Genomic DNA, 23,218 nt, shown 5'->3' with positions numbered 1-23,218 from the left:
TCAGCCTGAAACGGCCCGGGCAGTGCCCGGGCCGTCCAGGAAACAACGAACAGCGTAAGGCCGATTACTCGGACTTGTTGCCGCTCAGCTGTGCACGCAGCAGCGCGCCCAGCTGGGTGGTGCCGCTGGCAGCCGAAGAGGACTGGTATTCTTCCAGCACTTCGCGCATTTCAGCGTCGTCCTTGGCCTTGATCGACAGCTGCAGGGTACGGCCCTTGCGGTCCATGCCCACGAACTTGGCTTCGACCTTGTCGCCGACCTTCAGGTGCTGGGTCGCGTCGTCAACACGCTCGTTGGCGATGTCGCGAGCCGCAACGTAACCTTCGATGCCGTCGGCCAGTTCGATGATCGCGCCCTTGGCGTCGACTTCCTTCACCACGCCTTCGACCTTGGAGCCCTTCGGATTGGTCGCCATGTACTGGCCGAACGGATCCTGCTCCAGCTGCTTGACGCCCAGCGAAATGCGCTCGCGCTCCGGATCGACGGCCAGGACCACTGCGTCCAGGTTGTCGCCCTTCTTGAAGTTGCGAACGATGTCTTCGCCAGTGGTCGCCCAGCTGATGTCGGACAGGTGAACCAGGCCGTCGATGCCGCCGTCCAGGCCGATGAAGATGCCGAAGTCGGTGATCGACTTGATCTGGCCCGACACCTTGTCACCCTTCTTGTGGGTGGCAGCGAAGGTTTCCCACGGATTGGCGGCAACCTGCTTCATGCCCAGCGAGATGCGGCGACGCTCCTCGTCGACGTCCAGGACCATGACTTCAACTTCGTCACCGACCTGCACAACCTTGGACGGGTTGACGTTCTTGTTGGTCCAATCCATCTCGGAAACGTGCACCAGGCCTTCGACGCCCGGCTCGATCTCGACGAATGCGCCGTAATCGGTGACGTTGGAGACCTTGCCGAACACGCGGCTGTTGGCCGGGTAACGACGGGCGATGTTATCCCACGGATCTTCGCCCAGCTGCTTCAGGCCCAGCGAAACGCGGTTGCGCTCGCGGTCGAACTTCAGCACGCGCACGTCCAGCTCGTCGCCGACGTTCACGACTTCGGACGGATGGCGCACGCGCTTCCATGCCATGTCGGTGATGTGCAGCAGGCCGTCGATACCGCCCAGGTCCACGAATGCGCCGTAATCGGTCAGGTTCTTGACGACACCCTTCAGGATCGCGCCTTCCTGCAGCTTGTCCATCAGCTGCTCGCGCTCTTCCGAGTGCTCGCTTTCGACGACAGCGCGGCGCGAGACCACGACGTTGTTGCGCTTGCGGTCAAGCTTGATGAGCTTGAATTCCAGCTCCTTGCCTTCCAGGTAGGCCGGATCGCGCACAGGGCGCACATCGACCAGGGAACCCGGCAGGAAGGCGCGGACATCCTTGATGTCCACGGTGAAACCACCCTTGACCTTGCCGCTGATGCGGCCGGTGATGGTTTCGTTCTTTTCCAACGCTTCTTCCAGCTCGTCCCACACCATCGCGCGCTTGGCCTTCTCGCGCGACAGGACGGTTTCACCGAAGCCGTTCTCGATCGAGTCGAGGGCGACCTTGACGATGTCGCCTTCGGCAACATCGATTTCGCCAGCGTCGTTACGGAACTGTTCGATCGGCACGATGCCTTCGGACTTCAGCCCGGCGTTGATCACCACGACGTCGCCGCGGACTTCAACAACGGTACCGCTGACGATGGCGCCCGGCTTCAGCTTGGCCAGATTGGCCTGGCTGGCTTCAAACAGTTCGGCAAATGATTCGGTCATTAGATTTACTCTGTTGGACACATGGGTCGGTGGCGTCCCTTCAGGGATTGGCGACCGCCCGCCTGTTGGTCGACCCCGGTAGTGCAGGTCGTGTGTGGAAGTAGGAAAACCGCCACGCATCATTGCGCGACGGAGCTTTTACAGCACTGCAATGCACGACGCCTGCCGATGCTGCTGGCAGAACTCCCGCGCGAACGGATCAGGCAGCCGGAACCGGAAGCAGATCCATCACTCTGGCAACGACATCTTCGATGCCGATGCCTGTGGTGTCGATGAGGACAGCATCGTCTGCCGGCTTCAGGGGCGCCACGGTACGCTGAGCATCACGGGCGTCGCGGGCCATGATCTCGCGCAGGAGGTCATCAAAGCTAACAGAAACCCCCTTGTCTTTCAACTGCTTATGCCGGCGCTCGGCGCGCTCCTCGGCACTGGCGGTCAGAAACACCTTGTAGGGGGCGTCGGCGAAGATCACGGTGCCCATGTCGCGGCCGTCCGCGACCAGGCCCGGGGCCATCCTGAATGCGCGCTGGCGCTCTTTCAGCGCGGCCCGGACCTCGGGAATGGCGGCAATGGCCGAGGCCAGCGCGCCGGTGGTCTCCAGCCGCAGCTCGTCGGTGGCGTCGGTGCCATTGACCAGCACCCGCATGGCATCGCCCTGCTCGACGAACTGGACATGGGTATCAAAGGTGCAGCGCACCAGCGCCGAAGCATCGGAGGTGTCGATGTCGGCCCAGCTGGCCGCCACGCCGACGGCGCGGTACAGGGCGCCCGAATCCAGGTAGTGCCAGCCCAACCGGCGCGCCACGATGCGGCTGATGGTACCCTTGCCAGCCCCTGACGGGCCGTCGATGGTCAGGACGGGAACGAGTGGATTCATGGGGGTCCTTGCGCGTGTGAAGGGGGCATTCTAGCCCCTGCCAGACACCCCGCAACGGGCCATTTTCGCAACCACTTGAAACCACGGGGAAAAGCCCGGTAGAATGGCGGGCTTGAACGAGCGTCAACTGCCGATTGTCTTTCGCATATCGCGGCCACGCTCCACCCGAACAACTACTGTTTACGCCGAGGTATGCCATGAAAGTTCTGTCCTCCCTGAAGTCGGCGAAGGCCCGTCACCGTGACTGCAAGGTCGTGCGTCGTCGTGGCAAGATCTTCGTCATCTGCAAGTCGAACCCGCGTTTCAAGGCGCGTCAGCGCTAAGCCCAACGGCCTTCCGGCCGCGGCTGGCCCCACGCGGGGCCGACCCGATGCAAAAAGCCGCCTTCGGGCGGTTTTTTGTTTATGCGGCTTTTTTCCGTCGATTTTGCTGTAATCGCCGTTCTTGACCACTGGGGAGTAGATCGAGATGAAGCGTTACCTGTCCACCCTGGCCGTACTGGCCACCTTGGCCGCCGCCACACCGGCGCTGGCCGACACCCTGCTGGTTGACCGTGCCCGCGAAAAGCCGGCCGGCGCCCTGCCCGTCCGCGGCCAGAGCATGCAGCAGGTGCAATCCCAGTTCGGCGCGCCGGCAGAGCAGCTGCAGCCGCGCGGCGGGCAGAAGCGGCAATGGCCGACCATCCACCGCTGGGTGTACCCGCAGTTCACCGTCTACTTCGAGAAGCAGAAGGTGATCGACGTGGTGGCCAACCAGGCGGACCCGAATGAAATCGGCCCCAAGCCTCCCATCCGTTGACCCCCATGCCCGCCCCTGGCGGGCGCGTGTAGCGAGACCATGAACCAGACCCTTCGATTTCCTGCCGAATGGGAAGCCCAGAGCGGCGTCCTGATTGCCTGGCCCACCGCCGATACCGACTGGGCCGACCGCCTGGGCCAGGTGGAAGAGACCTATATCGCCCTGGTCGCGGCCATCACCCGCTTCCAGCCGGTGCTGATCTGCGTGGCCGACGATGACGTGGAGACCTATGCCGAGATGCGGCTGCGCTCCAACCGCATCGACATGGACAAGGTCCACTTCACCACGGCCGCCTACGACGACACCTGGCTGCGCGACTCCGGCCCGATCACCCTGCGCCGTGCCGATGGCAGCTTCCAGCTGCTGGACTTCCGCTTCACCGGCTGGGGCGGCAAGTTCGACGCGAGCCTGGATGACCAGCTGGTGGGCGTGCTTGCCGAGGCGCAGGTGTTCAACGACGCCGCCGTGCGCAGCATTCCGTTCGCGCTGGAAGGCGGCGGTATCGAAACCGATGGCGAAGGCACCCTGCTGACGACCTGGAAGTGCCTGCACGAACGCCATCCGGACCGCGACCGCGACAGCCTCAGCGCCGACCTGGCCAACTGGCTGCAGCAGGAGCGCGTGCTGTGGCTGGACCACGGTTACCTGGAAGGCGACGACACCGACGCCCACATCGATACCCTCGCCCGCTTCGCTTCGGCCGACAGCATCGTCTATCAGGCGTGCGATGACGAAAGTGACTCGCACTACAGCGAGCTGCAGGCAATGGGTGCCGAACTGGCCGCGTTGCGTACCCGCGACGGCCAGCCGTACCGCCTGTTCCCGCTGCCGTGGGCACAGCCGGTGATCGATGAAGGTCGTCGCCTGGCCGCGTCCTACGCCAACTACCTGATCGTCAATGGTGCGGTGCTGATGCCGGTCTACGGCGATCCGGCCGATGATCGTGCCCGCGACGTGCTGGCGCAGGCCCACCCGGGCCGCGAGATCGTGCAGGTTCCCTGCCGTTCGTTGATCTGGCAGAACGGCAGCCTGCACTGCATCACCATGCAGCTGCCGGCAGGGTTGCTGAAGGCATGACGGTAGTGCCGGCCGCTGGCCGGCAACCATGCAATGCCTGATGGATGAACCGGATTGCCGGCCAGCGGCCGGCACTACCGGGCAGGCCATTCAGCGGCCAACACGCTGCCGTGCCGCATCCGCGTTAACATGCCGGTTTACCCTCGCAGGAACGCCCCGCATGAACTCGCGCAGCCCCCTTTCCGTCGCCCTGATCCAGGAGCGCAACCACGGTGATGCCGCCGCCAACCTGGCGGTGATCGAAGCGCGCGTGGCCGAGGCGGCAGCGCAGGGCGCCAAGCTGGTGCTGCTGCAGGAACTGCACAACGGTGCGTACTTCTGCCAGCACGAATCGGTGGATGAGTTCGACCTGGCCGAGCCGATTCCGGGCCCGAGCACGGAGCGACTGGGTGCGCTGGCCAAAAAGCACGGCGTGGTGCTGGTGGGCTCGCTGTTCGAGCGCCGCGCCGCCGGCCTGTACCACAACACCGCGGTCGTCTTTGAAAAAGACGGCACGCTGCTGGGCAAGTACCGCAAGATGCATATCCCGGACGATCCGGGCTTCTACGAAAAGTTCTACTTCACCCCGGGCGACATCGGCTTCAAGCCGATCGACACCTCGGTTGGCCGCCTTGGCGTGCTGGTGTGCTGGGACCAGTGGTACCCGGAAGCGGCGCGCCTGATGGCGCTGGCCGGTGCCGAACTGCTGCTGTACCCCACTGCGATCGGCTGGGACCCGGATGATGTGCAGGACGAAAAGACCCGCCAGCGCGATGCGTGGGTGCTGAGCCATCGCGGTCATGCCGTTGCCAACGGCGTGCCGGTGCTGAGCTGCAACCGCGTGGGACACGAAGCCTCGCCGCTGGGTGCTTCCGGTATCCAGTTCTGGGGCAACAGCCACGTGCTGGGCCCGCAGGGCGAGTTCCTGGCCGAGGCCGGCACCGAGGCCACCGTGCTGATGTGTGAGGTCGACCTGCAGCGCAGCGAACACGTGCGCCGCATCTGGCCGTTCCTGCGTGATCGCCGCATCGATGCATATGGCGACCTGCTCAAGCGCTACATCGACTGACCGGGAACCTGCGCATGGGCGTACTCATCCGTGATGCCGGCGACGCCGACATTTCCGCCATCACCGCGATCTATGCGGTGGAAGTGACCGACTTCGTCAACACCTACGAGTACGAGATCCCCGATGCATCGGAGATGCTGCGCCGCATGCGCGACATCATCGATCGCGGCTTCCCCTACCTGGTCGCCGAGATCGACGGCCAGGTAGCCGGTTACGCCTACGCCAACACCTATCGCACCCGTGTCGCCTACCAGTGGACGGTGGAGAATTCGGTGTATGTGGATGCCCGTTTCCAGGGGCAGGGCGTTGGCACCGGCCTGCTGCAGGCGCTGATCGATACCTGCACCGAGCGTGGCTTCCGGCAGATGATCGCGGTGATCGGCGAACCGACCAATACCGCATCCATCAAGCTGCACGAACGCTTCGGCTTCGAACTGGTGGGCGTGTTCCGCGGCCTTGGCCGCAAGCACGGCCGCTGGCTGGACACCGTGCAGATGCAGCGCGCGCTCGGCGATGGTGCCGATTCCGCTCCTTCCAATGAATGATTCCATGACCGAAACCCTTCCCGAAACCGGCGACGACCTGTTCGCCGGCCAGCCCGTGCGCGTTGTTGAACGCGACGGCGTGCGCTACACCCTGCTGGGTACCGCGCATGTTTCCCATGCCAGCGTCGAGGCGGTGGAAAAAGCCATCGGCAGCGGCCGCTTCGACGCGGTTGCCGTCGAGCTGGATCCGCAACGCCTGCAGGCATTGAGCGACCCGGACACGCTGGCCAAGCTGGACCTGGTGGAAGTGATCCGCAAGGGGCGCGTGGCACTGTTCGCGGCGAACCTTGCGCTGTCGGCCTACCAGCGCCGACTGGCCGAGCAGCTGGGCATCGAACCGGGCGCCGAACTCAAGCGCGCGGTCGATCTGGCCCGCGAGCGCAACCTTCCGGTGCACCTGATCGACCGCGAAGTCGGCCTGACCTTCCGTCGTGCCTCGCAGCGGCTGGGCTTCTTCGGCAAGCTCAAGCTGGTAGCTGGCCTGGGTGCCGGCCTGTTCTCTTCGGAGGACGTGGGCGAAGACGAGATCGAGAAGCTGAAGCAGGGTGACATGCTGGAATCGAGCTTCGGCGAGTTCGCCAGCGAGAGCCCGGCGCTGTACGAAACCATCATCGGCGAACGTGACCGCTACATGGCCACGCGCCTGCGCGAAGCGCACGACCCGCAGCAGCGTGAAGTGCTGGCCGTGGTCGGCGCCGGCCACCTGGCCGGCCTTGCTCGCTACCTGGAAACCGATACCGAGGCGCCTGCGCCGTTGCGCGAGCAGCTGGAAGCGGTGCCGAAGAAGCGCAACATCCCGTGGTTTACCCTGGCGATCCTCGCCATCGTGGCCACCGGCATTGGTGTCGGCTTCTATCGTGGTGGACTGGGCGTGGGCACCGAACTGCTGGCGACCTGGGCGATGTATACCGGCGGCCTGGCGGGCCTGGGCTGCCTGGTTGCCGGCAGCCACCCGCTGAGCATCCTCACCGCGATCGTGGTGGCGCCGTTCAAGCCGTTCCGCCTGAGCATCCCCACCGGCGCATTCTCGGCATTGGTGGAAGCGCGCCTGCGCAAGCCGACCTACGAGGATTTCCTCAAGCTGCGCGATGACGCGCAGACGTTGAAGGGCTGGTACCGCAACCGTGTCACCCGCGTGGTGCTGACCTTCATGCTGACCAACCTGGGCAGCATGCTGGGCCTGTGGCTGACGGCCGGCAAGGTGTGGAGCAAGGTCGCGAGCTGATTGCCGCGCCCCGCAGGGCGTGGCCCGGCGCTACCGGCAGATGCCAACCCTGGTTGGCACGGCATCTGCACGACAGGGCAAAAAAAAGGGGGAGACCGCCCCACTACGACCGGTCTCCCCCCACCACAAACACGTTGTGTTGTGCATTACAGCTGGGCAGCGCCCGGCTCTACCCTTTCCAGCCCGCGAGCGCGCTGGATCAGCCGCACCACCGCGTTGCGCATGTCATCGAGCACCGCATAGATCGTCGGCAGGAACAGCAGGCTGACCACGGTGGAGAACGCCAGGCCACCGGCGATCGCACGCGCCATCGGCGAGTATTCCGGCCCGTTGCCGAACATCTGCGTATCGGTCAGCGAGATCGGCACCATCGCCAGGATGGCGGTGCCCATGGTCATCATGATCGGGCGCAGGCGTTCGCGTGAGCCCTCCACCAGCGCCTGGGTACGTCCCATTCCGTTGCGGCGCAGGTTGTTGATGTGCTCGATCATCACGATACCGTTGTTCACCACCACGCCCATCAGCACCAGGATGCCGATGAAGGACATGATTCCGAACGAGGTGCCGGTGATCCAGAACAACCAGAACACGCCGAAGATCGAGAACAGCACGCCGCTCATGATCGCCGCCGGGAACAGCAGCGACTCGAACACCGCGGCCATCACCACGTAGATCATCACCAGTGCGATCAGCAGGTTGAACACCATCTGCTGCATCGCCTCGTTGTCGTCACCGTAGTCACCGCCATCGAAGGTGAAGCCGTAGCCTGCCGGGAAGTTCATCGGCTTGAGCACGGCCTCCATCGCCTTGCGCCCGTCGGGTGCGGTGATCTTCTCGGCCAGATTGGCCTTGATGGTCAGCGTGGTCTGGCGGTTGGTGCGACCGATCTGGGTCGCCGACGAGCCGACGTCGACGCTGACCAGGCTCAGCAGCGGTACGCTGCGGCCATCGCCGGTGCGCACGCTGAAGCCCGCCAGGTCTTCCGGGCTGCTCTGTTCGGCACCGGCAAAGCGCACCCACACCGGCACCTCGTTGTCGCCGCGACGGAACTCGCGCATGGGCGCACCGCGCAGCGCCAGGCCGACGAAGCTGGCGACCTGCTCGGCATTGAAGCCAAACGCCGCGGCGCGCTCGCGGTCGACGTGCACCTTCAGCTCACCACCCTTCTCGCCGTTGTCGATGCGCACGTCACGCAGCTCGCTGCGCTGGGCCAGCAGCGGCAGCACTTCCTGGCCGATCTCCTGCAGCATCGCACTGGAGTCCCCCACCAGCTGCACCTGCACGCCCTGATTGCCACCGCCGCCGCCCCCATCGCCGCCCTGGTTGCCGACGAAGTAGTCGGTGCGCGCGGACTTCGGCAGGCCCTTGCGCAGCTCTTCCTGCAGCGCCTTGATGTCCTTGGCGTACTTTTCGTCCAGGGTGACCACGGTCGAACTGCCTTCCTGCTCGCTGTACCAGGAATAGACCTGCTGCACGTGCAGGCGCTCGCGGTTCTCCTCGATCCAGCCCTCCACGCGCGCCACTTCCTCGGACATCTGCCGGTAGGTGTAGGCGCCCTTCCACATGTAGCCGATGAAGATGTCCTTGCCACCTTCTCCGCCAAACATGTCGATCTTGGTCAGCTTCATCGGCACCAGGCTCACCAGCACCACCAGCAGGATGCCCAGCAGGCTCCAGCCGCGATGGCGCAGCGACCAGTCCAGCAGCTGCGCGTAACGCCGTTGCAGGCGCGCGATCACGCCGGTCTGCGAATGCACCAGCTTGGGCGTGGCCATGCGCGCGGACAGCATCGGAATCAGGCTGACGGCCACCAGCCAGGACGCCAGCAGCGAGACCGAGATGGTGATCGCGATCTGCGCCATGAAGATGCTGATGTTGTTGGTTTCACCGAACAGGTTGGGCACGAACACGATGCAGTGGCACAGGGTGCCGGCACTGAGCGCAATGGCCACGTTGCGGGTACCGATGATCGAGGCCAGGCGTGGTTGGTCGGGCAGCCGCTCGCGCTCCTGGTAGATGCTCTCCACCACCACCACGGCGTTGTCCACCAGCATGCCCACCGCCAGCAGCAGGCCCATCATGGTCAGGATGTTCAGCGTCACCCCGGCGAAGTACATGAAGCCCAGGGTGATGGTGAAGCAGATTGGAATGGCCAGGGTCACCATCAGCGTGGACGGCCAATGGCGCAGGAAGAAGAACAGCACCGTGACCGACAGGATCAGGCCGACGCCACCGGCCTCGGCCAGCTCCAGCAGCGAAGACGTCACCGCCTTGCCCTGGTTGTCGATCACCTTGATCTGCACATCGCGCATCGATGCCTGCGCGCGGATCGCCTCGACTTCAGCCAGGGCCCCGCGCGAGACGTCCACCAGATTGGCGCTGCGTTCCTTGTAGATGTCCAGGCCAACGGCAGGATTGCCATCCAGGCGGCGGCCGTAGCTCATCCGCGCCGGCTTCAGCCGTACCTCGGCAATGTCGCCCAGGCGCAGCCCCTTGGCATTGATGACCAGGTCGCGCATCTCCTGCAGGTCGGTGATCTCGCCCACCGGCTGCACGCGCACGCGCTGCCCGTTGTCATCGATCTGCCCTGCCGAAATCGAGAAGTTCAGCGTGCGCAGGCGATCACTCAGTTCGTTGATGCTCAGGCCATGGGCGTTGAGCCGGTTCGGATCGATCGCGATCTCCACCTCGTTCGGTGGCGCGCCGGTGATCTCCACGCGCGCCACGCCGGGAATGCGCTCGATGCGTCGCTTGAACTCACGATCGAGCATGTCATAGGCGGTGGTCAGGTCGGTGGTGCTGGCCAGGCGCACCTTCAGCACCGGCTGGTCACTGCTGGACCACTTGAACACGTTGTAGCGCTGCACATCGTCGGGCAGATCGCTGCGGATCGCGTCGATGCGCTCGCGCGCGTCGGACGCGGCGATGGCGATGTCACGGTCCCAGTCGCTGAACTCGATGAAGATCGAGGCGGCTTCGGAGGTGGCCGAAGAGCGCATCCGCTTGATTCCGGTCATCGTCGCCAACGACTCTTCGACAGGGCGGATGATGGTCCGCTCGACCTCTTCAGGGGTCGAGCCGGTATACGGGATCTGCACGAACAGGAACGGTGCGGAGATGTCCGGCAGTGCCTCCAGTGGCAGCCGGAACGAGGCGATCAGCCCGACCACCACCAGCGACACGAAACACATGATGGTGGTGACGGGACGGCGGATGGAAAACTCGGCAACACTCATGCCGGCTCCTCCCCACCCGCGCTGCCACCCGGCGCGGCCTGCAGGCCTTCACCGGCGTGCTTGCGGCCACGCTCGCGGTAGTAGGCATCGCCACGACGATCCATCAGGTCGTACACCACCGGGATGACCAGCAGGGTCAACAGGGTGGACACCAGCAGGCCGCCGATCACGGTGATCGCCATCGGTGCGCGCACTTCGGCGCCCTCGCCCATCGCAATGGCCAGCGGCAGGAAGCCGAACAGCGTGCACAGGGTGGTCATGATGATCGGCCGCAGGCGCGAACGTGCGCCTTCCACCAGCGCATCGTGCTTGGCCACGCCGGCCTCGCGCAGCTGATTGACCTTGTCGATCAGGATGATCGCGTTCTTGGTGACCAGGCCGACCAGCAGGATCAGGCCGATGAACACCACCACCGAAATGGGCTTGCCGGTGAGCATCAACGCCAGGATCGCGCCGACCAGCGCCAGCGGGATGGTGAACAGGATCACGAACGGATGCAGCAGCGATTCGAACTGCGAGGCCATCACCAGATAGACCAGGAAGATCGCCAGGCCGAAGGCGAAGATCAGTGACTTCGCGGCCTGTGCCAGCTCTTCACCCTGGCCACCGATGTGCAGGCCCACGCCGGCGCCCAGCGGCTGTTCGGACACCATCTGCTGTACTTCGCGCATGGCCGCGCCCAGATCGATATCGCGCAGGTTGGCCGACACCACAGCCACCCGCGTCTGGTCGGCACGGTGGATCTCGCTCGGCCCGGTGGTGGCGACCACGTCGGCCACCGCATCCAGGGTGACCGGGCGGGTGCTGCCGGGATTGACGATCAAGCGGCGGATGCTCTCCACGCTTGCACGGTCATTCTCCTGCGCGCGCACCAGTACGTCGATCTTGCGATCGCGGAAGCTGTAGCGGGTGGCCACGTCGCCACGCACCTTCTTCACCACCACGTCGGCGATCTGGCGCGTGGTCAGGCCCAGTGCACCGGCGCGCTCCTGGTCGAAGCGGATCTGGATTTCCGGGAAGCCTTCCTCCACGGTGGATTTGACGTCTGCGTAGTGCGCGTTGCCGCGCAGCAGTGCAGCCAGGCGCTGGCCGGCCACTTCCAGGGTTGCCATGTCCTGCCCGCGCAGCTCGATTTCCAGCGGCGTGGAGAAGCTGAACAATGCCGGCCGCGCGAAATCCACCTGCGCCCCCGGATGCTGGCCCATGGTATCGCGCAGGCGTTCGGTGATCTCCGCTTCGGTCTGCGGATTGCCGCCGCCTTCCATCACGATGGTCAGCTTGCCGATGTTCTCGCCACTCTCGGTGGGACTGGCATCCAGGCGGGTGCCGCTGCCGCTTACGCCGTACAGCGATGCCACGCCTTCGCCCTTGCCGTGCGCCAGCTGCAGCTCGCGGACCAGTGCATCGGTCTGCTTCAGCGGCGTGCCCGCCGGCAGCTTGACCGTCATTTCGAACCGGTCCTGCGCCAGCTGCGGGATCAGGTCGGCACCGAGCATCGGCACCAGTGCCATCGTCGCCACAAATGCCAGTGCCGCCATGCCCAGCACTTTCCCGGGATGGGCCAGTGCGTTGGGCAGCAGGCGCAGGTAACCGCGCTCGGCACCGGCATAGGGCTTCATGGCGATATCGCTTGCCTTGCGCATCACCGGCCCGATCACTGCCACCACACCGCGCCACACGCGCACCACCAGCCAGGCCAGTGCGTAGAAGGTCCAGCGCACGCTTGCCATCAGCCCACGGCGGCCGAGCGCAACGGGCTTCTGCCAGCGGTTCTGCGGCTGCCACGGCGCGACAGCGGCCTCTTCCGGGAACGCCAGCGGCGGGCGCCCCTTCAGCGAGCTCAGCATCGGAATCAGGGTCATCGACACCAGCAGCGAGATCGCGATGGCGATGGCCACGGTCAGTGCCTGGTCACGGAACAGCTGGCCGGCGATGCCGTCGACGAACACCAGCGGCAGGAACACGGCGATGGTGGTCAGGGTCGAAGCGACCACGGCCATGCTTACTTCGCGGGTACCGGCGATGGCGGCCTGCAGGATGCCCAGGCCGCGCTCGCGCGCCTTGGCGATGCTCTCCAGCACCACGATGGAGTCATCCACCACCAGGCCGGTTGCCAGCGCCAGGCCGCCCAGCGACATCACATTCAGGCTCAGGCCCAACTGCCCCATGAAGAAGAAGGTAGCGATGATCGAGACCGGCAGCGACAGGCTGATCACGAACGTGCTCCAGCCATCGCGCAGGAACAGGAAGATGATCAGGATCGCCAGCAGGCCACCGATCACCGCATCCTTCTTGACGTCGGCGATGGCGTGCTCGATGAAGCGCGACTGGTCTTCGATCGTGGTCAGTTCGGCATCGGCCGGGAACGTCGCCTTGATCTGCTCCAGGCGCTTGCGCAGCGCATCGGCGGTGGCAACGGTATTGGCATCACCTTCCTTGTAGATCGCCAGTTCGACCGATTCCTTGCCGCCCAGACGGATCACCGCTTCGCGCTCCTTGTAGCCCTGGCGCACGGTGGCCACGTCTTTCAGGCGCACCGGCACGCCATTGGCGACCACGCTGGAGCCACCGCCCGCAGAGGCGCTCTGTGCGGCAGACGCCGCAGCAACGGCCGCTGCCGAACCGGTGGAGGCGGCAATGTTGAACATCTGCTGCAGGGCCGAGTCGGCCGCGCTGCCGTTGGCGGCCTGGGTAGTGACCAGCAGGTTGCGGATCTCTTCCAGATCGGCGAACTGATTGACGGTGCGCACCAGGAAGCGCTGCGAGCCCTCCTCCAGGCGGCCGCCGGAAATATTGATGTTCTCTTCCTTCAACCGCTTGATGACAGTGTCGATCGGCAGGTTGAGCTGGGCCAGTTTCTGCTGGTCGATATCGACCTGGATCTCATCTTCCAGACCACCACCCACCTTGACCGCGGCCACGCCGGTGACCGGCTCCAGCTTCTTCTTCAGGTCTTCATCGGCATAACGGCGCAGGCCGGTCAGTTCACGGATCGCTTCTTCGTCGGTTGCGGGCGCAGCCTTGGTCGACAGCACCAGGCGCATGATCGGCTCGGTGGATGGATTGAAGCGCAGCAGCACCGGGGCCTTCGCCTCCAGTGGCAGGTTCAGCGCCTCCATCTTGTCGCGCACCTCCAGGCTGGCCTGGTCCATGTTGGTGCCCCAGGCGAACTCCAGCACCACATCGCTCTGGCCGGTGCGCGAAACGGATTTCAACTTGCGCAGGTTCTTGACCACGCCCACCGCTTCTTCAACCGGTTGGGTGATCAGGGTTTCGATTTCGGTAGGCGCAGCACCGGTGTATTCGGTGCGCACAGTGAGCGTCGGATAGCTCAGGTCAGGCAGCAGGTTGACCTTGAGGTTGCCCAGCGCGATCAGGCCGAACAGCAGCAGCGTGACCGTGCACATGGCAATGGTGACGCGGCGCCGGGTGGCAAATTCCACCAGGCCGCCGCGCGCGCTGGCGGCGGCGCCGTCGCTCCCGGGCGAGGCACCGTGGTCATGGCCGGGCGCGGTCATTGCGTGCTCCCGGCCTTCTCTGCCGGCTTGGCCGAGGCCGTTACAGTCTTGGCCTTGGCCTTCGGATCGGCGATCACCTGCACCGCCGTGCCATCACGCAGCGCGACCTTGCCGGCAGTGACGATCTGATCGCCGGCCACCAGGCCTTCGCGGATCTCCACCCACGGCCCTTCGGCGTAGCCCAGCTTGACCGGCACCCGCGAGACCTTGCCCTCGCGCACGCGGAACACCGCCGGTTCGCCGTCGTCCAGCAACGCCAGGCGCGGCACCACCAGCGCGTCGGCGCGCTGGTCGTAATCGATGCGGATACGACCGAACATGCCCGGCTGCAGCGCCTGTGCACCGCCATCGAAGGCGCTGACGACGCGGAAGGTGCCGCTGCCCGAATCCACTACCGGCGCGATGCGGTCCACGCTGCCACTGAAGGTCTGTCCCGGCAGCGCATCGGCCGACAGCGTCACCGGCTGGCCGGCGCGCAGGGTCGCCAGTTCACGTTCGGGTACGTTGAGGGTCGCTTCCAGCCGCGAGTTGTCGACGATGCGGAAGATCGGCGTATTGATCTGCACGAAGTTGCCGGTCTTGATCGAGCGCGAGGCGATCACCCCGGAAATCGGGGCCACCACGGTGGTGTAGGACAGCTCCAAAGTCGCCAGGCGGTACTGCGCGCGCATGTTTTCCAGGTCGTAGCGCAGCTGGTCGACATCGGCGGCACTGACCATCTGCTGGCCAACCAGTTTCTGCGCGCGCTGGTAGTTGTTTTCCAGCTTGCGCATCTGTGCCTCGCTCTGCGCCACTGCCAGGCGTGCGCGGTCCGGGTCAAGCCGCACCAGCGGCTGTCCGGCACTGACCCGCTGCCCTTCCTCCACCAGCACCGCCAGGGCGACGCCGGAGGTCTTGGCCACCACCTGCGATTCGGCGCGCGGCTCCAGCGCCGCAGTGCCGGTGTAACTGGCGGCGACTGCGCGATGGGTGACCACGGCCACTTCCACCGGAACCGCATCCACCTTCTTCTCGTCCTTGGTCTCGGCCGCCTTGGCCTCGTTGGTGGGACCAGCGGCACAGCCGCTCAGCAGCAGTGTGGTGGAGAGGACAAGCGCGGCAGCGCAGAGTCCGCTGCGGGGGCCGGGCAGGAAGGTTCGGTGCGACATCGTCAGATCCCTGGAGGATGCGTGGGCAGGTGTGGTAGCAAAGTAATGCACCACTTCACGGCAACACCATATCCCAAAGGTCATGGTGCCTTCACGCCGCCGGTCGGACCGCCCCCATTTCAGCTAGATGAAACCTGAGGCTATACTCGGGTCGTTCCGTACCCCACGCCGGAACGTCCAGACCCGAATCCCCGGAAACGACATCATGCGCCCGCAGCCGCTCGCCGCTTGTCTCGCTCTGGCCGTCCTCCTGCCCCTAGGGGTCGCCGCACAGCCCGCTCCTGCTCCTGCAGCACCTGCCCCGGCACCGGCTCCCGCCGCTGCGCCGGCGCCCGCCGCGCCCACCGGCAGTTTCGACAACGGCCGGGTCCTGGCCTATACCTGCCAGGGCTGCCACGGCATCACCGGTTACAAGAACGCCTACCCCAGTTACCGGGTGCCCAAGATCGGTGGCCAGACCCAGCAGTACCTGACCCAGGCCCTGACCGAATACCGCCAGGGCAAGCGCCGGCATCCGACGATGCAGGCACAGTCGATGAGTTTCAGCGAACAGGAGATCGCCGATCTCGCTGTTTACCTGTCCACCGTCAAGTAAGGCCCGCCCATGTCGAAAGCCGCGCATCCACTGCGTCACGCCATCGCCCTGTCCGTCGCCCTGCTGCTGGCGGCCTGCTCGCAGTCGCAGGTGGAGAACAGCGAAAAATCCGCCGCCGATCCGGGTCATGCCAGCGGCGAGCACGGTTCATCTTCATCGGCCGGTCTGCCCGCGGGGCGCGAAGCCGCCGGTGAAGCCCGTGCCAAGGTGAAGAGCAAGGCGACCAGCCAGAGCTGCATCGATTGCCATGGTGCCGACGGCAATGCGCCGATCGATGCGACCTACCCCAAGCTGGGTGGCCAATATGGCGATTACCTTGCGCATGCATTGCAGGCCTATCGTGCCGGCGATCGCCAGCATGCGCTGATGACGCCGCAGGCCAAGGACCTGAGTGATCAGGACATCGCCGATCTGGCCGCGTATTTCGGCAGCCGGCCGAGCCAGCTGCGGGATCTGCACGGGGTCAAATGACCGCCGCGCCCTTGCGGGCGCGGAAACCGCTCGGATGGGTGCGGACCGTTGATTGGTGGGTGCGGACCGTTGGTCCGCACGGATCCGGATATCCACGCATGGCGTGGATCTACTGAGCCCAGCCGGCGACGCCGACCGACGATCAGCCTTCCAGCTCTTCCCAGCGCGCGTAGGCGGCATCCAGCTCGGCCTGCACCTTGGCCAGCTGCTGGGTATGCGCGGTCACTTCGGCACTGCTGCGGGTATAGAACGACGGGTCGTTCATGGCCGCGGTCAGGCCTTCGACGTCGCCCTCGAGCTTCTCGATCGTCTTCGGCAGCTGTTCCAGCTCGCGCGCTTCCTTGTAGGGAAGCTTGCGCTTCGGTGCTGCCGGCTCGGCGGCAGCCACCGCAGCGGCAGGCGTCGGCTTGCCTGCAGCAACCGCGGCCGGTGCAGCCGGTGCGGCGGCAATGCGGCTGGCGTAACGCTGCCAGTCGCTGTAACCGCCGACGTATTCGCCGATCACGCCATCGCCTTCCATCACCAGCGTGGAGGTCACCACGTTGTCGATGAAGTCACGATCATGGCTGACCAGCAGCAGCGTACCGTTGTAGTCACCCAGCAGCTCTTCCAGCAGCTCCAGGGTTTCCACGTCGAGATCGTTGGTCGGTTCGTCCATCACCAGCAGGTTGGACGGCTGCGCGAACAGCTTGGCCAGCAGCAGGCGGTTGCGCTCGCCACCGGACAGGCGGGTGATCGGTGCGCGTGCACGTTCCGGGGTGAACATGAAATCCTGCAGATAGGCATGCACGTGCTTGCGCTTGCCATTGAATTCGAGGAAATCGCGGCCCTCGGCCACGTTCTCGATCGCGCTCCAGTCTTCGCGCAGCACCGCACGGTACTGATCGAAGTAGGCAACCTGCAGGTTGGTGCCGGCGTTCACTTCGCCCTTCTGCGGCTGCAGTTCGCCCAGCAGCAGCTTCAGCAACGTGGTCTTGCCGCTGCCGTTGGGGCCGATCAGGCCGATACGGTCGCCGCGCAGGATGGTGGTGGAGAAATCACGGACCATGGTGCGATCGCCGAAGGCGAACGACACATCCTTGATATCGATGACCTTCTTGCCGGAGCTGACGCCCTGGGCGGCTTCCATCTTGACGTTGCCGCTGAGATCACGGCGCTCGGAGCGCTCGTTGCGCATCGCCTTCAGGCGGCGCACACGGCCTTCGTCGCGGGTACGCCGCGCCTTGATGCCCTGGCGGATCCAGACTTCTTCCTGCGCCAGCAGCTTGTCGAAGCGTGCATTTTCCTGTGCCTGCGCGTTCAGGCGCTCCTCGCGGCGACGCTCGTAGTTGGCCCAGTCGCCCGGCCAGCTGGTGACCTGGCCGCGGTCGATCTCGACGATGCGGGTAGCCAGCGCACGCAGGAAGCGGCGGTCATGGGTGACGAACACCACACTGCCGCTCCAGCCCTTGAGGAACATTTCCAGCCAGTCGATGGCTTCGATGTCCAGATGGTTGGTCGGTTCGTCCAGCAGCAGCAGGTCCGGGCTGGACACCAGCGCGCGGCCGAGCAGCACACGGCGCTTCATGCCGCCGGACAGGCGCGCGAATTCGGCTTCGCCGTCGAGGTCGAGCTTGGTCAGGGTTTCGCTGACGCGCTGGTCCAGGCCCCAGCCGTTGGCGGCGTCGATCTTGGCCTGCACGTTGCCCAGCGCCTCGCCGTCGAATTCCTCGGCATGGCTGAGATGGTGGAATTCGGCCAGCCACTGCCCCAGTTCACCCAGGCCATCGGCAACCACATCGAACACGGTGCCGGCGGCGCCATGCGGCACTTCCTGCTCCAGGCGGGTAACGCGCACACCCTGCTGCACGCGCACTTCTCCGTCGTCGGGCTTGTGGTCGCCGGACAGCAGCTTGAGCAGGGTGGATTTGCCGGCGCCGTTGCGGCCGATCAGGGCGATGCGTTCGCCCGGCTCGATCGACAGTTCGGCCTTTTCCAGCAACAACGGGCCGCCGACGCTGAAGTCGACGTTTTGTAGGGTAATCAGAGGCATCCGACCATTGTACCGGTTGGTGGCGTCGGCCGGGTTGCACCCGGCACCCGCAGAGGCAACGGCCGCAGCAAAGGCAACAGCTTGAAGCGGGCTTGCCGTGGGATGGCGAGGCAGTGTGGGGCTGCAGGACACGCCGTAAACCCTTCCATGGGGGCTCGATGGCGCCATCCATGGCGCCAACGGTCCTGCAGCCCCACACCGCCCCGCCTCTGACAGGCTACCGCGATCTGTCGGGGAGGCATTCTGCTCTGGTGGGTGTCGACCTTGGTCGACACGGTAGATCCACGCCATGCGTGGATGAGCACTACAAGAAGGGTCGATGGATGGAATCGACTGGGAATCTGATGACTTACCCCACTTCCCCCAGCAACGCCTGCAACCCCGGCAGCCATTGCTTGCCGGGATGGCGTACCAGCCACAGGGTGCGCTGCAGGGCGGGCAATGGGGTCTGCAGCACGCGCAGGCGGCCGAGCGCCAGCGGCTCTTCAAGGGCGTGACGGGAAAGACAGGCCAGGCCGAGGCCGGCAACGGCCGCCTGCTTGATGGCTTCGGTGTTGCCCAGCTGCAGGGTCTGGGCGAAGCCGCGCAGGTGCGGCAACAAGGCCTGCTCCACCGCTTCGCGGGTACCTGAGCCCGGCTCGCGCAGCAGCCAGCGCGCGCCGCGCAGTTCATCCAGCGACCAGCGCGCCGGGGCGTCGGCGGCGGCCACGATCACCAGAGGGTCCTGCTGCCACGGCGTCACCTGCAGGCCGCGTTCATGGCACGGGCCTTCGATCAGGCCGGCGTCGACGTCCAGGCGCTGCACGGCGGCAACCACGCCAGCACTGTTGTCGATGCGCAGGTCGACCTCGGCCTGTGGCGCCTGGCGCAGCAGTTCGGCGATGCGCGGCGGCAGCAGATAGTTGCCGATGGTGGTGCTGGCGGCCAGCACCAGCCGCAGCGGTGCACCCTGCGCCGGGTCGCCACCTGCGGCGAGCTGGCGTTCGAGGTCTGCAGCATTGACCAGCAATGCCCGCGCCGGTTCCAGCAAGGCGCGGCCATGACCGTTCAGGACCAGGCGACGGCCGATGCGATCAAACAGCGGCGTGCCAAAGTGGGCCTCCAGTTCCTGCAGTGCGGCGCTGCTGGCCGATTGTGAGAGCGCGATGGCCTGCCCGGCAGCGGTGGTGCTGCCGTGGTCGGCGATGGCGACGAAGACCTGCAGCTGGCGCAGGGTCAGGCGCATGGCATTTACCCGTTCTATCGGTAGATTCTAGCCATCTTATTCGTTTTACAGGTCAACGCCCGGGGCGCACGCTTATGCGGTCACCCCAGCCCTGCCCCAGCCATGAACGCCCCCGCACTTTTCTCCTGGTCCCTGCCCGCCTTGCGCCAGCGTTGGCAGCCGCGCCTGCCCGGCCTGCTGCTGGTCGGCCTTGTTGCAGCCGCATCGCTGTACCTGGCCGAGCTGCCCTGGCTGCAGGCCCATGGGCTGAGCGCGCTGACCGTGGCGATCGTCGCCGGCATCGTGGTCGGCAATACCGTCTACCCGCGGCTGGCACCGCGCAGCGCGGCCGGCGTGGGCTTCTCCAAGCACTGGCTGCTGCGCGCCGGCATCGTGCTGTACGGCCTGCGCCTGACCTTCCAGGACATCGGCCATGTCGGCGTCACCGGTGTGCTGATGGACGTGCTGGTGGTCGCCAGCACCTTCGGACTGGCCTGCTGGCTGGGCATGCGCGTGTTCAAGATGGAACGTGAGGCGGCGATGCTGATCGGTGCCGGCAGCGCGATCTGCGGTGCGGCGGCGGTGATGGCCGCCGAACCGGTGGTGCGCGGCCGTGCTGCGCAGGTCACGGTGGCGGTGTCGACGGTGGTGGTGTTCGGCACGCTGGCGATGTTCCTGTACCCCGCACTGTATGCGCTGGTGCAGTCGCATGGCTGGCTGGTGATGGACGCGCGTCAGTACGGCCTGTTCACCGGGGCGACGGTGCATGAAGTGGCGCAGGTGGTGGCCGCTGGCCGCGCGGTGGGTGAGTCGGCCGCCGATACCGCCGTGATCACCAAGATGGTGCGGGTGATGTTGCTGGCACCGTTCCTGGTCACGCTGTCGCTGTGGCTGGCGCGTGGCGGCAAGGCCAACGCCGACGGCAGCAAGGCGCGCATCGTGGTGCCGTGGTTCGCCTTCGGTTTCGTGGCGGTGGCCGGTTTCAACTCGCTGCATCTGCTGCCGGCCGGCCTGCAGGCGGGGCTGGTGCAGCTGGATACCGTGCTGCTGGCGATGGCGATGGCTGCGCTGGGCCTGACCACCCACGTCTCGGCGCTGCGCCAGGCCGGGCTGAAGCCGCTGCTGCTGGCGCTGATCCTGTTTGCCTGGCTGCTGTTCGGCGGGCTGGCGATCCACCAGGCCGTGCTGGCAATGCTGGGATGAGCGGCCATTCCCGCTTGCCGAGGCCATCCGCAGGTCGTACAAGAATGCCTGCCCTGCACCACATGGACGACATGAGCACCCATCACCTTCCCGACTTCCGCTACCATCCGGACCCGGTTGCGACCGGCAACGTGGGGCCCTCCGCTACGGCCTGCAGGGTCTGCCAGCAGGCGCGTGGATACGTGTACCTGCACGATGCCGTCCACATAGGGCGCGCAGATTACTCGGAACAGATCTGCCCCTGGTGCATTGCCGATGGCCGTGCAGCTTCAACGCTGGACGTCGCATTTGCCTGCAGCCTGGACATCGACGAAAGCGTGCCCAGATCCGCATTGGAAGAACTGTCCCTGCGCACGCCAGGCTACGTCAGTTTCCAGGGGGAAAAATGGCTGGCGCATTGCAACGATGTCTGCCGCTTCCTGGGCGACGCCACGATGAAACAGGTGAACCAGGCCTCGGCAGCGACCATCGCGGCCTGGTGCGCGGCCAATGACGCCGACGAAACACGTTGGTCGGAGCTGGCCAGCGACTACGCACCCGGTGGAGATATCGGCTTCTACACGTTCGAGTGCCTGCACTGTGGCCTGATTCAGTTCCATGTTGACGCGGCCTGAGCCTGCTCCGCATGTCCCACGTGGATCGTTAGACTTGAGGCATGCCCGCCTCCCCCGCCCTGCTGCCGGTCCCGTTGCGATTGCTGGATGATCGCTATGGGCCGGGCAATGTCGATGAAGCCGAAGACACGCTGATCGCGATCGTGCAGGCGGTGATGGGCGAGCAGGCAAGCTGCGCATTCCATTTCGACACGCAGCACGCCAACCCGTGGTTTCACCAGCTGCTGCTGGAACCCAGGGCCGCTGGAGAACCCGCCAGCCCGGAGCAGTTGCAGGCGATGGCGGCACGATTGGCGGCCCTCGGGCTGGGTTGAAGGGACGTCTGTCCAAGCTGTCGGCCAAGCTCGGCCGCTACCGGCGCCCTTACAATCGTGAACGACGGCGGGACCGGCCGCGCACGCAGGTACAATGCGCCATGACTGACTTTTCGACCCTGCCGCTGAGCCCGGCCCTGCAGCCCGGCCTGGATGCCCTCGGCTACACCACCCTCACGCCGATCCAGGCGCAGAGCCTGCCCGCCATCCTCGACGGCCGCGATGTGATCGCACAGGCGCCGACCGGCAGCGGCAAGACCGCCGCGTTCGGGCTGGGCCTGCTGCAGAGCATCGACCCCAGCCTGATCCGCGTGCAGGCGCTGGTACTGTGCCCGACCCGCGAGCTGGCCGACCAGGTTGCCAAGCAGATCCGCAAGCTGGCGACCGGCATTCCCAACCTGAAGCTGTTGCTGCTGGTCGGTGGCGTGCCGCTGGGCCCGCAGCTGGCGTCGCTGGAAGGCCATGACCCGCACGTGGTGGTCGGCACGCCCGGCCGCGTGCAGGAACTGGCACGCAAGCGCGCGCTCAACCTGGGCGCGGTGCGCACGCTGGTGCTGGATGAAGCAGACCGCATGCTCGACATGGGCTTCGAGGAGCCGATCCGCGAGATCGCCGGCCGCACCCATCGCGATCGCCAGAGCCTGCTGTTTTCGGCCACCTTCCCCGACACCATCCGCGTGATGGCCCGCGACCTGCTGCGCGACGCGCTGGAAGTAACCGTGGACGGCGCAGACCAGGCGCCCGCCATCCGCCACGTGTTCTGCGAGGTTGAACCCGCACACCGGCAGAAGGCGCTGGCCGGCCTGCTGCTGAAATACACCCCGGAATCGGCGGTGGTGTTCTGCAACACCCGCAAGGACGTGGACGAGGTTGCCAATTCGCTGCAGCAGTTCGGTTTCTCCGCGCTTGCCCTGCATGGCGACATGGAACAGCGTGATCGCGAGGAAGTGCTGCTGCGCCTGGCCAACCGCAGCTGCAACGTGCTGGTCGCCAGCGACGTCGCCGCGCGTGGCCTGGACGTGGAAGAACTGGCGGCGGTGATCAACTACGAGCTGCCGACCGACGTTGAGAGCTACCAGCATCGTGTGGGCCGTACCGGCCGTGCCGGTGCCAGCGGCCTGGCGATCAGCCTGGTGGCGGGCCGCGAGAAGTCGCGTGCCGAGGCTATCGAAGCACAGCGCGGTGAGCCGCTGGACTGGCAGAAGACGCCACTGGCGACCTCACGCCCGGCCGAACTGCCGCAGGCAGCGATGCGCACCCTGCGTATCGATGGCGGCAAGACCGACAAGCTGCGTGCGGGCGACATTCTCGGCGCGCTGACCGGCGATGCCGGCCTGTCGGCCAAGCACATCGGCAAGATTGCGATCTTCCCGACCCGTTCCTACGTGGCAATTGCCCGCGAGCAGGTCAACAAGGCCGTGGCCAAGCTGGAAGCCGGCAAGATCAAGGGCCGTCGTTTCCGCGTGCGGATGATGTAACGACCTGACCGGGCGGGTGCCAACCAAGGTTGGCAACTGCCGGTTCGCGGCGATTTGCTCTGGTAGATGCCAACCTTGGTTGGCA

General features: G+C 65.7%; 19 protein-coding genes. 12 read left to right on the top strand and 7 right to left on the bottom strand.

Annotated elements, in window-relative coordinates:
- Positions 1-64 precede the first annotated feature (64 nt).
- Both rpsA and cmk read right to left on the bottom strand, forming a co-directional pair.
- Entirely contained in the window at positions 65-1,750 is a 1,686-nt protein-coding gene (rpsA, locus tag ACVOLJ_RS15005) for a 30S ribosomal protein S1 (protein WP_475279629.1), read from the bottom strand.
- Between the two features lie 199 nt (positions 1,751-1,949).
- A complete protein-coding gene (gene cmk / locus ACVOLJ_RS15000; protein ID WP_475279628.1) occupies positions 1,950-2,627 on the bottom strand; it encodes a (d)CMP kinase in 678 nt (225 codons plus the stop codon).
- Positions 2,628-2,824: 197 nt separating this feature from the next.
- Here cmk and ykgO point away from each other — a divergent pair, with 197 nt between their 5' ends.
- The 6 genes from ykgO (at position 2,825) to ACVOLJ_RS14970 (ending at position 7,320) form a co-directional block, all read left to right on the top strand.
- Entirely contained in the window at positions 2,825-2,950 is a 126-nt protein-coding gene (gene ykgO, locus ACVOLJ_RS14995; RefSeq protein WP_005409283.1) for a type B 50S ribosomal protein L36, read from the top strand.
- A gap of 145 nt (positions 2,951-3,095) precedes the next feature.
- Complete coding sequence (locus ACVOLJ_RS14990; RefSeq protein WP_475279627.1) at positions 3,096-3,425, top strand: hypothetical protein; 330 nt, start codon at positions 3,096-3,098, stop codon at positions 3,423-3,425.
- A gap of 39 nt (positions 3,426-3,464) precedes the next feature.
- Positions 3,465-4,502, top strand: coding sequence for an agmatine deiminase family protein (locus ACVOLJ_RS14985; RefSeq protein WP_481564464.1), 1,038 nt, complete (start codon positions 3,465-3,467; stop codon positions 4,500-4,502).
- Between the two features lie 160 nt (positions 4,503-4,662).
- A complete protein-coding gene (locus ACVOLJ_RS14980; RefSeq protein ID WP_475279625.1) occupies positions 4,663-5,550 on the top strand; it encodes a carbon-nitrogen hydrolase in 888 nt (295 codons plus the stop codon).
- Between the two features lie 14 nt (positions 5,551-5,564).
- Positions 5,565-6,095 (top strand): N-acetyltransferase family protein, encoded by a 531-nt coding sequence (locus ACVOLJ_RS14975; RefSeq protein WP_475279624.1) that lies wholly within the window; start codon positions 5,565-5,567, stop codon positions 6,093-6,095.
- Positions 6,096-6,099: 4 nt separating this feature from the next.
- Entirely contained in the window at positions 6,100-7,320 is a 1,221-nt protein-coding gene (locus ACVOLJ_RS14970; protein ID WP_475279623.1) for a TraB/GumN family protein, read from the top strand.
- Between the two features lie 146 nt (positions 7,321-7,466).
- On the opposite strand, the gene ACVOLJ_RS14965 is transcribed toward ACVOLJ_RS14970, so the two are convergent.
- The 3 genes from ACVOLJ_RS14965 to ACVOLJ_RS14955 are packed head-to-tail and all read right to left on the bottom strand — an operon-like array spanning position 7,467 to position 15,222.
- Positions 7,467-10,556, bottom strand: a complete 3,090-nt coding sequence (locus ACVOLJ_RS14965) for an efflux RND transporter permease subunit (RefSeq protein ID WP_481564463.1) — start codon at positions 10,554-10,556, stop codon at positions 7,467-7,469.
- Positions 10,553-14,074 carry an efflux RND transporter permease subunit gene (locus tag ACVOLJ_RS14960; RefSeq protein WP_481564462.1) on the bottom strand — a complete coding sequence of 1,174 codons (3,522 nt, stop codon included), beginning with the start codon at positions 14,072-14,074 and terminating at the stop codon, positions 10,553-10,555. The genes ACVOLJ_RS14965 and ACVOLJ_RS14960 overlap by 4 nt, the downstream gene beginning before the upstream one ends.
- Complete coding sequence (locus ACVOLJ_RS14955) at positions 14,071-15,222, bottom strand: efflux RND transporter periplasmic adaptor subunit (RefSeq protein ID WP_475279620.1); 1,152 nt, start codon at positions 15,220-15,222, stop codon at positions 14,071-14,073. Before ACVOLJ_RS14955 ends, ACVOLJ_RS14960 begins: the two co-directional genes overlap by 4 nt.
- Before the next feature lie 205 nt (positions 15,223-15,427).
- Here ACVOLJ_RS14955 and ACVOLJ_RS14950 point away from each other — a divergent pair, with 205 nt between their 5' ends.
- Positions 15,428-15,817 carry a c-type cytochrome gene (locus tag ACVOLJ_RS14950; RefSeq protein WP_481564461.1) on the top strand — a complete coding sequence of 130 codons (390 nt, stop codon included), beginning with the start codon at positions 15,428-15,430 and terminating at the stop codon, positions 15,815-15,817.
- A gap of 9 nt (positions 15,818-15,826) precedes the next feature.
- On the top strand, positions 15,827-16,288 hold the full coding sequence (locus ACVOLJ_RS14945) for a c-type cytochrome (RefSeq protein ID WP_475279618.1): 462 nt from the start codon (positions 15,827-15,829) through the stop codon (positions 16,286-16,288).
- Positions 16,289-16,430: 142 nt separating this feature from the next.
- Here the strand turns inward: ACVOLJ_RS14945 and ACVOLJ_RS14940 are convergent, their stop codons facing one another.
- Positions 16,431-18,320, bottom strand: a complete 1,890-nt coding sequence (locus ACVOLJ_RS14940) for an ATP-binding cassette domain-containing protein (RefSeq protein WP_481564460.1) — start codon at positions 18,318-18,320, stop codon at positions 16,431-16,433.
- A gap of 349 nt (positions 18,321-18,669) precedes the next feature.
- Positions 18,670-19,545 (bottom strand): LysR family transcriptional regulator, encoded by an 876-nt coding sequence (locus ACVOLJ_RS14935; RefSeq protein ID WP_475279616.1) that lies wholly within the window; start codon positions 19,543-19,545, stop codon positions 18,670-18,672.
- A gap of 102 nt (positions 19,546-19,647) precedes the next feature.
- Between ACVOLJ_RS14935 and ACVOLJ_RS14930 the strand changes: the two genes are divergently transcribed.
- From ACVOLJ_RS14930 to dbpA, 4 genes are all read left to right on the top strand, one after another.
- Complete coding sequence (locus ACVOLJ_RS14930; RefSeq protein WP_481564459.1) at positions 19,648-20,727, top strand: YeiH family protein; 1,080 nt, start codon at positions 19,648-19,650, stop codon at positions 20,725-20,727.
- A 44-nt stretch (positions 20,728-20,771) separates the two neighbouring features.
- A complete protein-coding gene (locus ACVOLJ_RS14925; RefSeq protein ID WP_481564458.1) occupies positions 20,772-21,341 on the top strand; it encodes a CbrC family protein in 570 nt (189 codons plus the stop codon).
- A gap of 41 nt (positions 21,342-21,382) precedes the next feature.
- Entirely contained in the window at positions 21,383-21,655 is a 273-nt protein-coding gene (locus ACVOLJ_RS14920; protein WP_481564457.1) for a hypothetical protein, read from the top strand.
- 101 nt (positions 21,656-21,756) lie between these two features.
- Complete coding sequence (gene dbpA, locus ACVOLJ_RS14915) at positions 21,757-23,133, top strand: ATP-dependent RNA helicase DbpA (RefSeq protein WP_481564456.1); 1,377 nt, start codon at positions 21,757-21,759, stop codon at positions 23,131-23,133.
- Positions 23,134-23,218: the final 85 nt, after the last annotated feature.

This window comes from Stenotrophomonas sp. STEN046 (assembly GCF_056759755.1).
Note: the sequence above shows the minus strand (reverse complement) of the source record. Positions and strands in the feature narration are given on the sequence as shown.

Coding starts and splice junctions, on each gene's coding strand:
- ACVOLJ_RS14935 (WP_475279616.1), bottom strand. CDS start 19,545: ATGCGCCTGACCCTGCGCCAGCTGCAGGTCTTCGTCGCCATCGCCGAC.
- ACVOLJ_RS14945 (WP_475279618.1), top strand. CDS start 15,827: ATGTCGAAAGCCGCGCATCCACTGCGTCACGCCATCGCCCTGTCCGTC.
- ACVOLJ_RS14950 (WP_481564461.1), top strand. CDS start 15,428: ATGCGCCCGCAGCCGCTCGCCGCTTGTCTCGCTCTGGCCGTCCTCCTG.
- ACVOLJ_RS14925 (WP_481564458.1), top strand. CDS start 20,772: ATGCCTGCCCTGCACCACATGGACGACATGAGCACCCATCACCTTCCC.
- ACVOLJ_RS14960 (WP_481564462.1), bottom strand. CDS start 14,074: ATGACCGCGCCCGGCCATGACCACGGTGCCTCGCCCGGGAGCGACGGC.
- dbpA (WP_481564456.1), top strand. CDS start 21,757: ATGACTGACTTTTCGACCCTGCCGCTGAGCCCGGCCCTGCAGCCCGGC.
- rpsA (WP_475279629.1), bottom strand. CDS start 1,750: ATGACCGAATCATTTGCCGAACTGTTTGAAGCCAGCCAGGCCAATCTG.
- ACVOLJ_RS14990 (WP_475279627.1), top strand. CDS start 3,096: ATGAAGCGTTACCTGTCCACCCTGGCCGTACTGGCCACCTTGGCCGCC.
- cmk (WP_475279628.1), bottom strand. CDS start 2,627: ATGAATCCACTCGTTCCCGTCCTGACCATCGACGGCCCGTCAGGGGCT.
- ACVOLJ_RS14980 (WP_475279625.1), top strand. CDS start 4,663: ATGAACTCGCGCAGCCCCCTTTCCGTCGCCCTGATCCAGGAGCGCAAC.
- ACVOLJ_RS14920 (WP_481564457.1), top strand. CDS start 21,383: ATGCCCGCCTCCCCCGCCCTGCTGCCGGTCCCGTTGCGATTGCTGGAT.
- ACVOLJ_RS14985 (WP_481564464.1), top strand. CDS start 3,465: ATGAACCAGACCCTTCGATTTCCTGCCGAATGGGAAGCCCAGAGCGGC.
- ACVOLJ_RS14975 (WP_475279624.1), top strand. CDS start 5,565: ATGGGCGTACTCATCCGTGATGCCGGCGACGCCGACATTTCCGCCATC.
- ykgO (WP_005409283.1), top strand. CDS start 2,825: ATGAAAGTTCTGTCCTCCCTGAAGTCGGCGAAGGCCCGTCACCGTGAC.
- ACVOLJ_RS14965 (WP_481564463.1), bottom strand. CDS start 10,556: ATGAGTGTTGCCGAGTTTTCCATCCGCCGTCCCGTCACCACCATCATG.
- ACVOLJ_RS14970 (WP_475279623.1), top strand. CDS start 6,100: ATGACCGAAACCCTTCCCGAAACCGGCGACGACCTGTTCGCCGGCCAG.
- ACVOLJ_RS14955 (WP_475279620.1), bottom strand. CDS start 15,222: ATGTCGCACCGAACCTTCCTGCCCGGCCCCCGCAGCGGACTCTGCGCT.
- ACVOLJ_RS14930 (WP_481564459.1), top strand. CDS start 19,648: ATGAACGCCCCCGCACTTTTCTCCTGGTCCCTGCCCGCCTTGCGCCAG.
- ACVOLJ_RS14940 (WP_481564460.1), bottom strand. CDS start 18,320: ATGCCTCTGATTACCCTACAAAACGTCGACTTCAGCGTCGGCGGCCCG.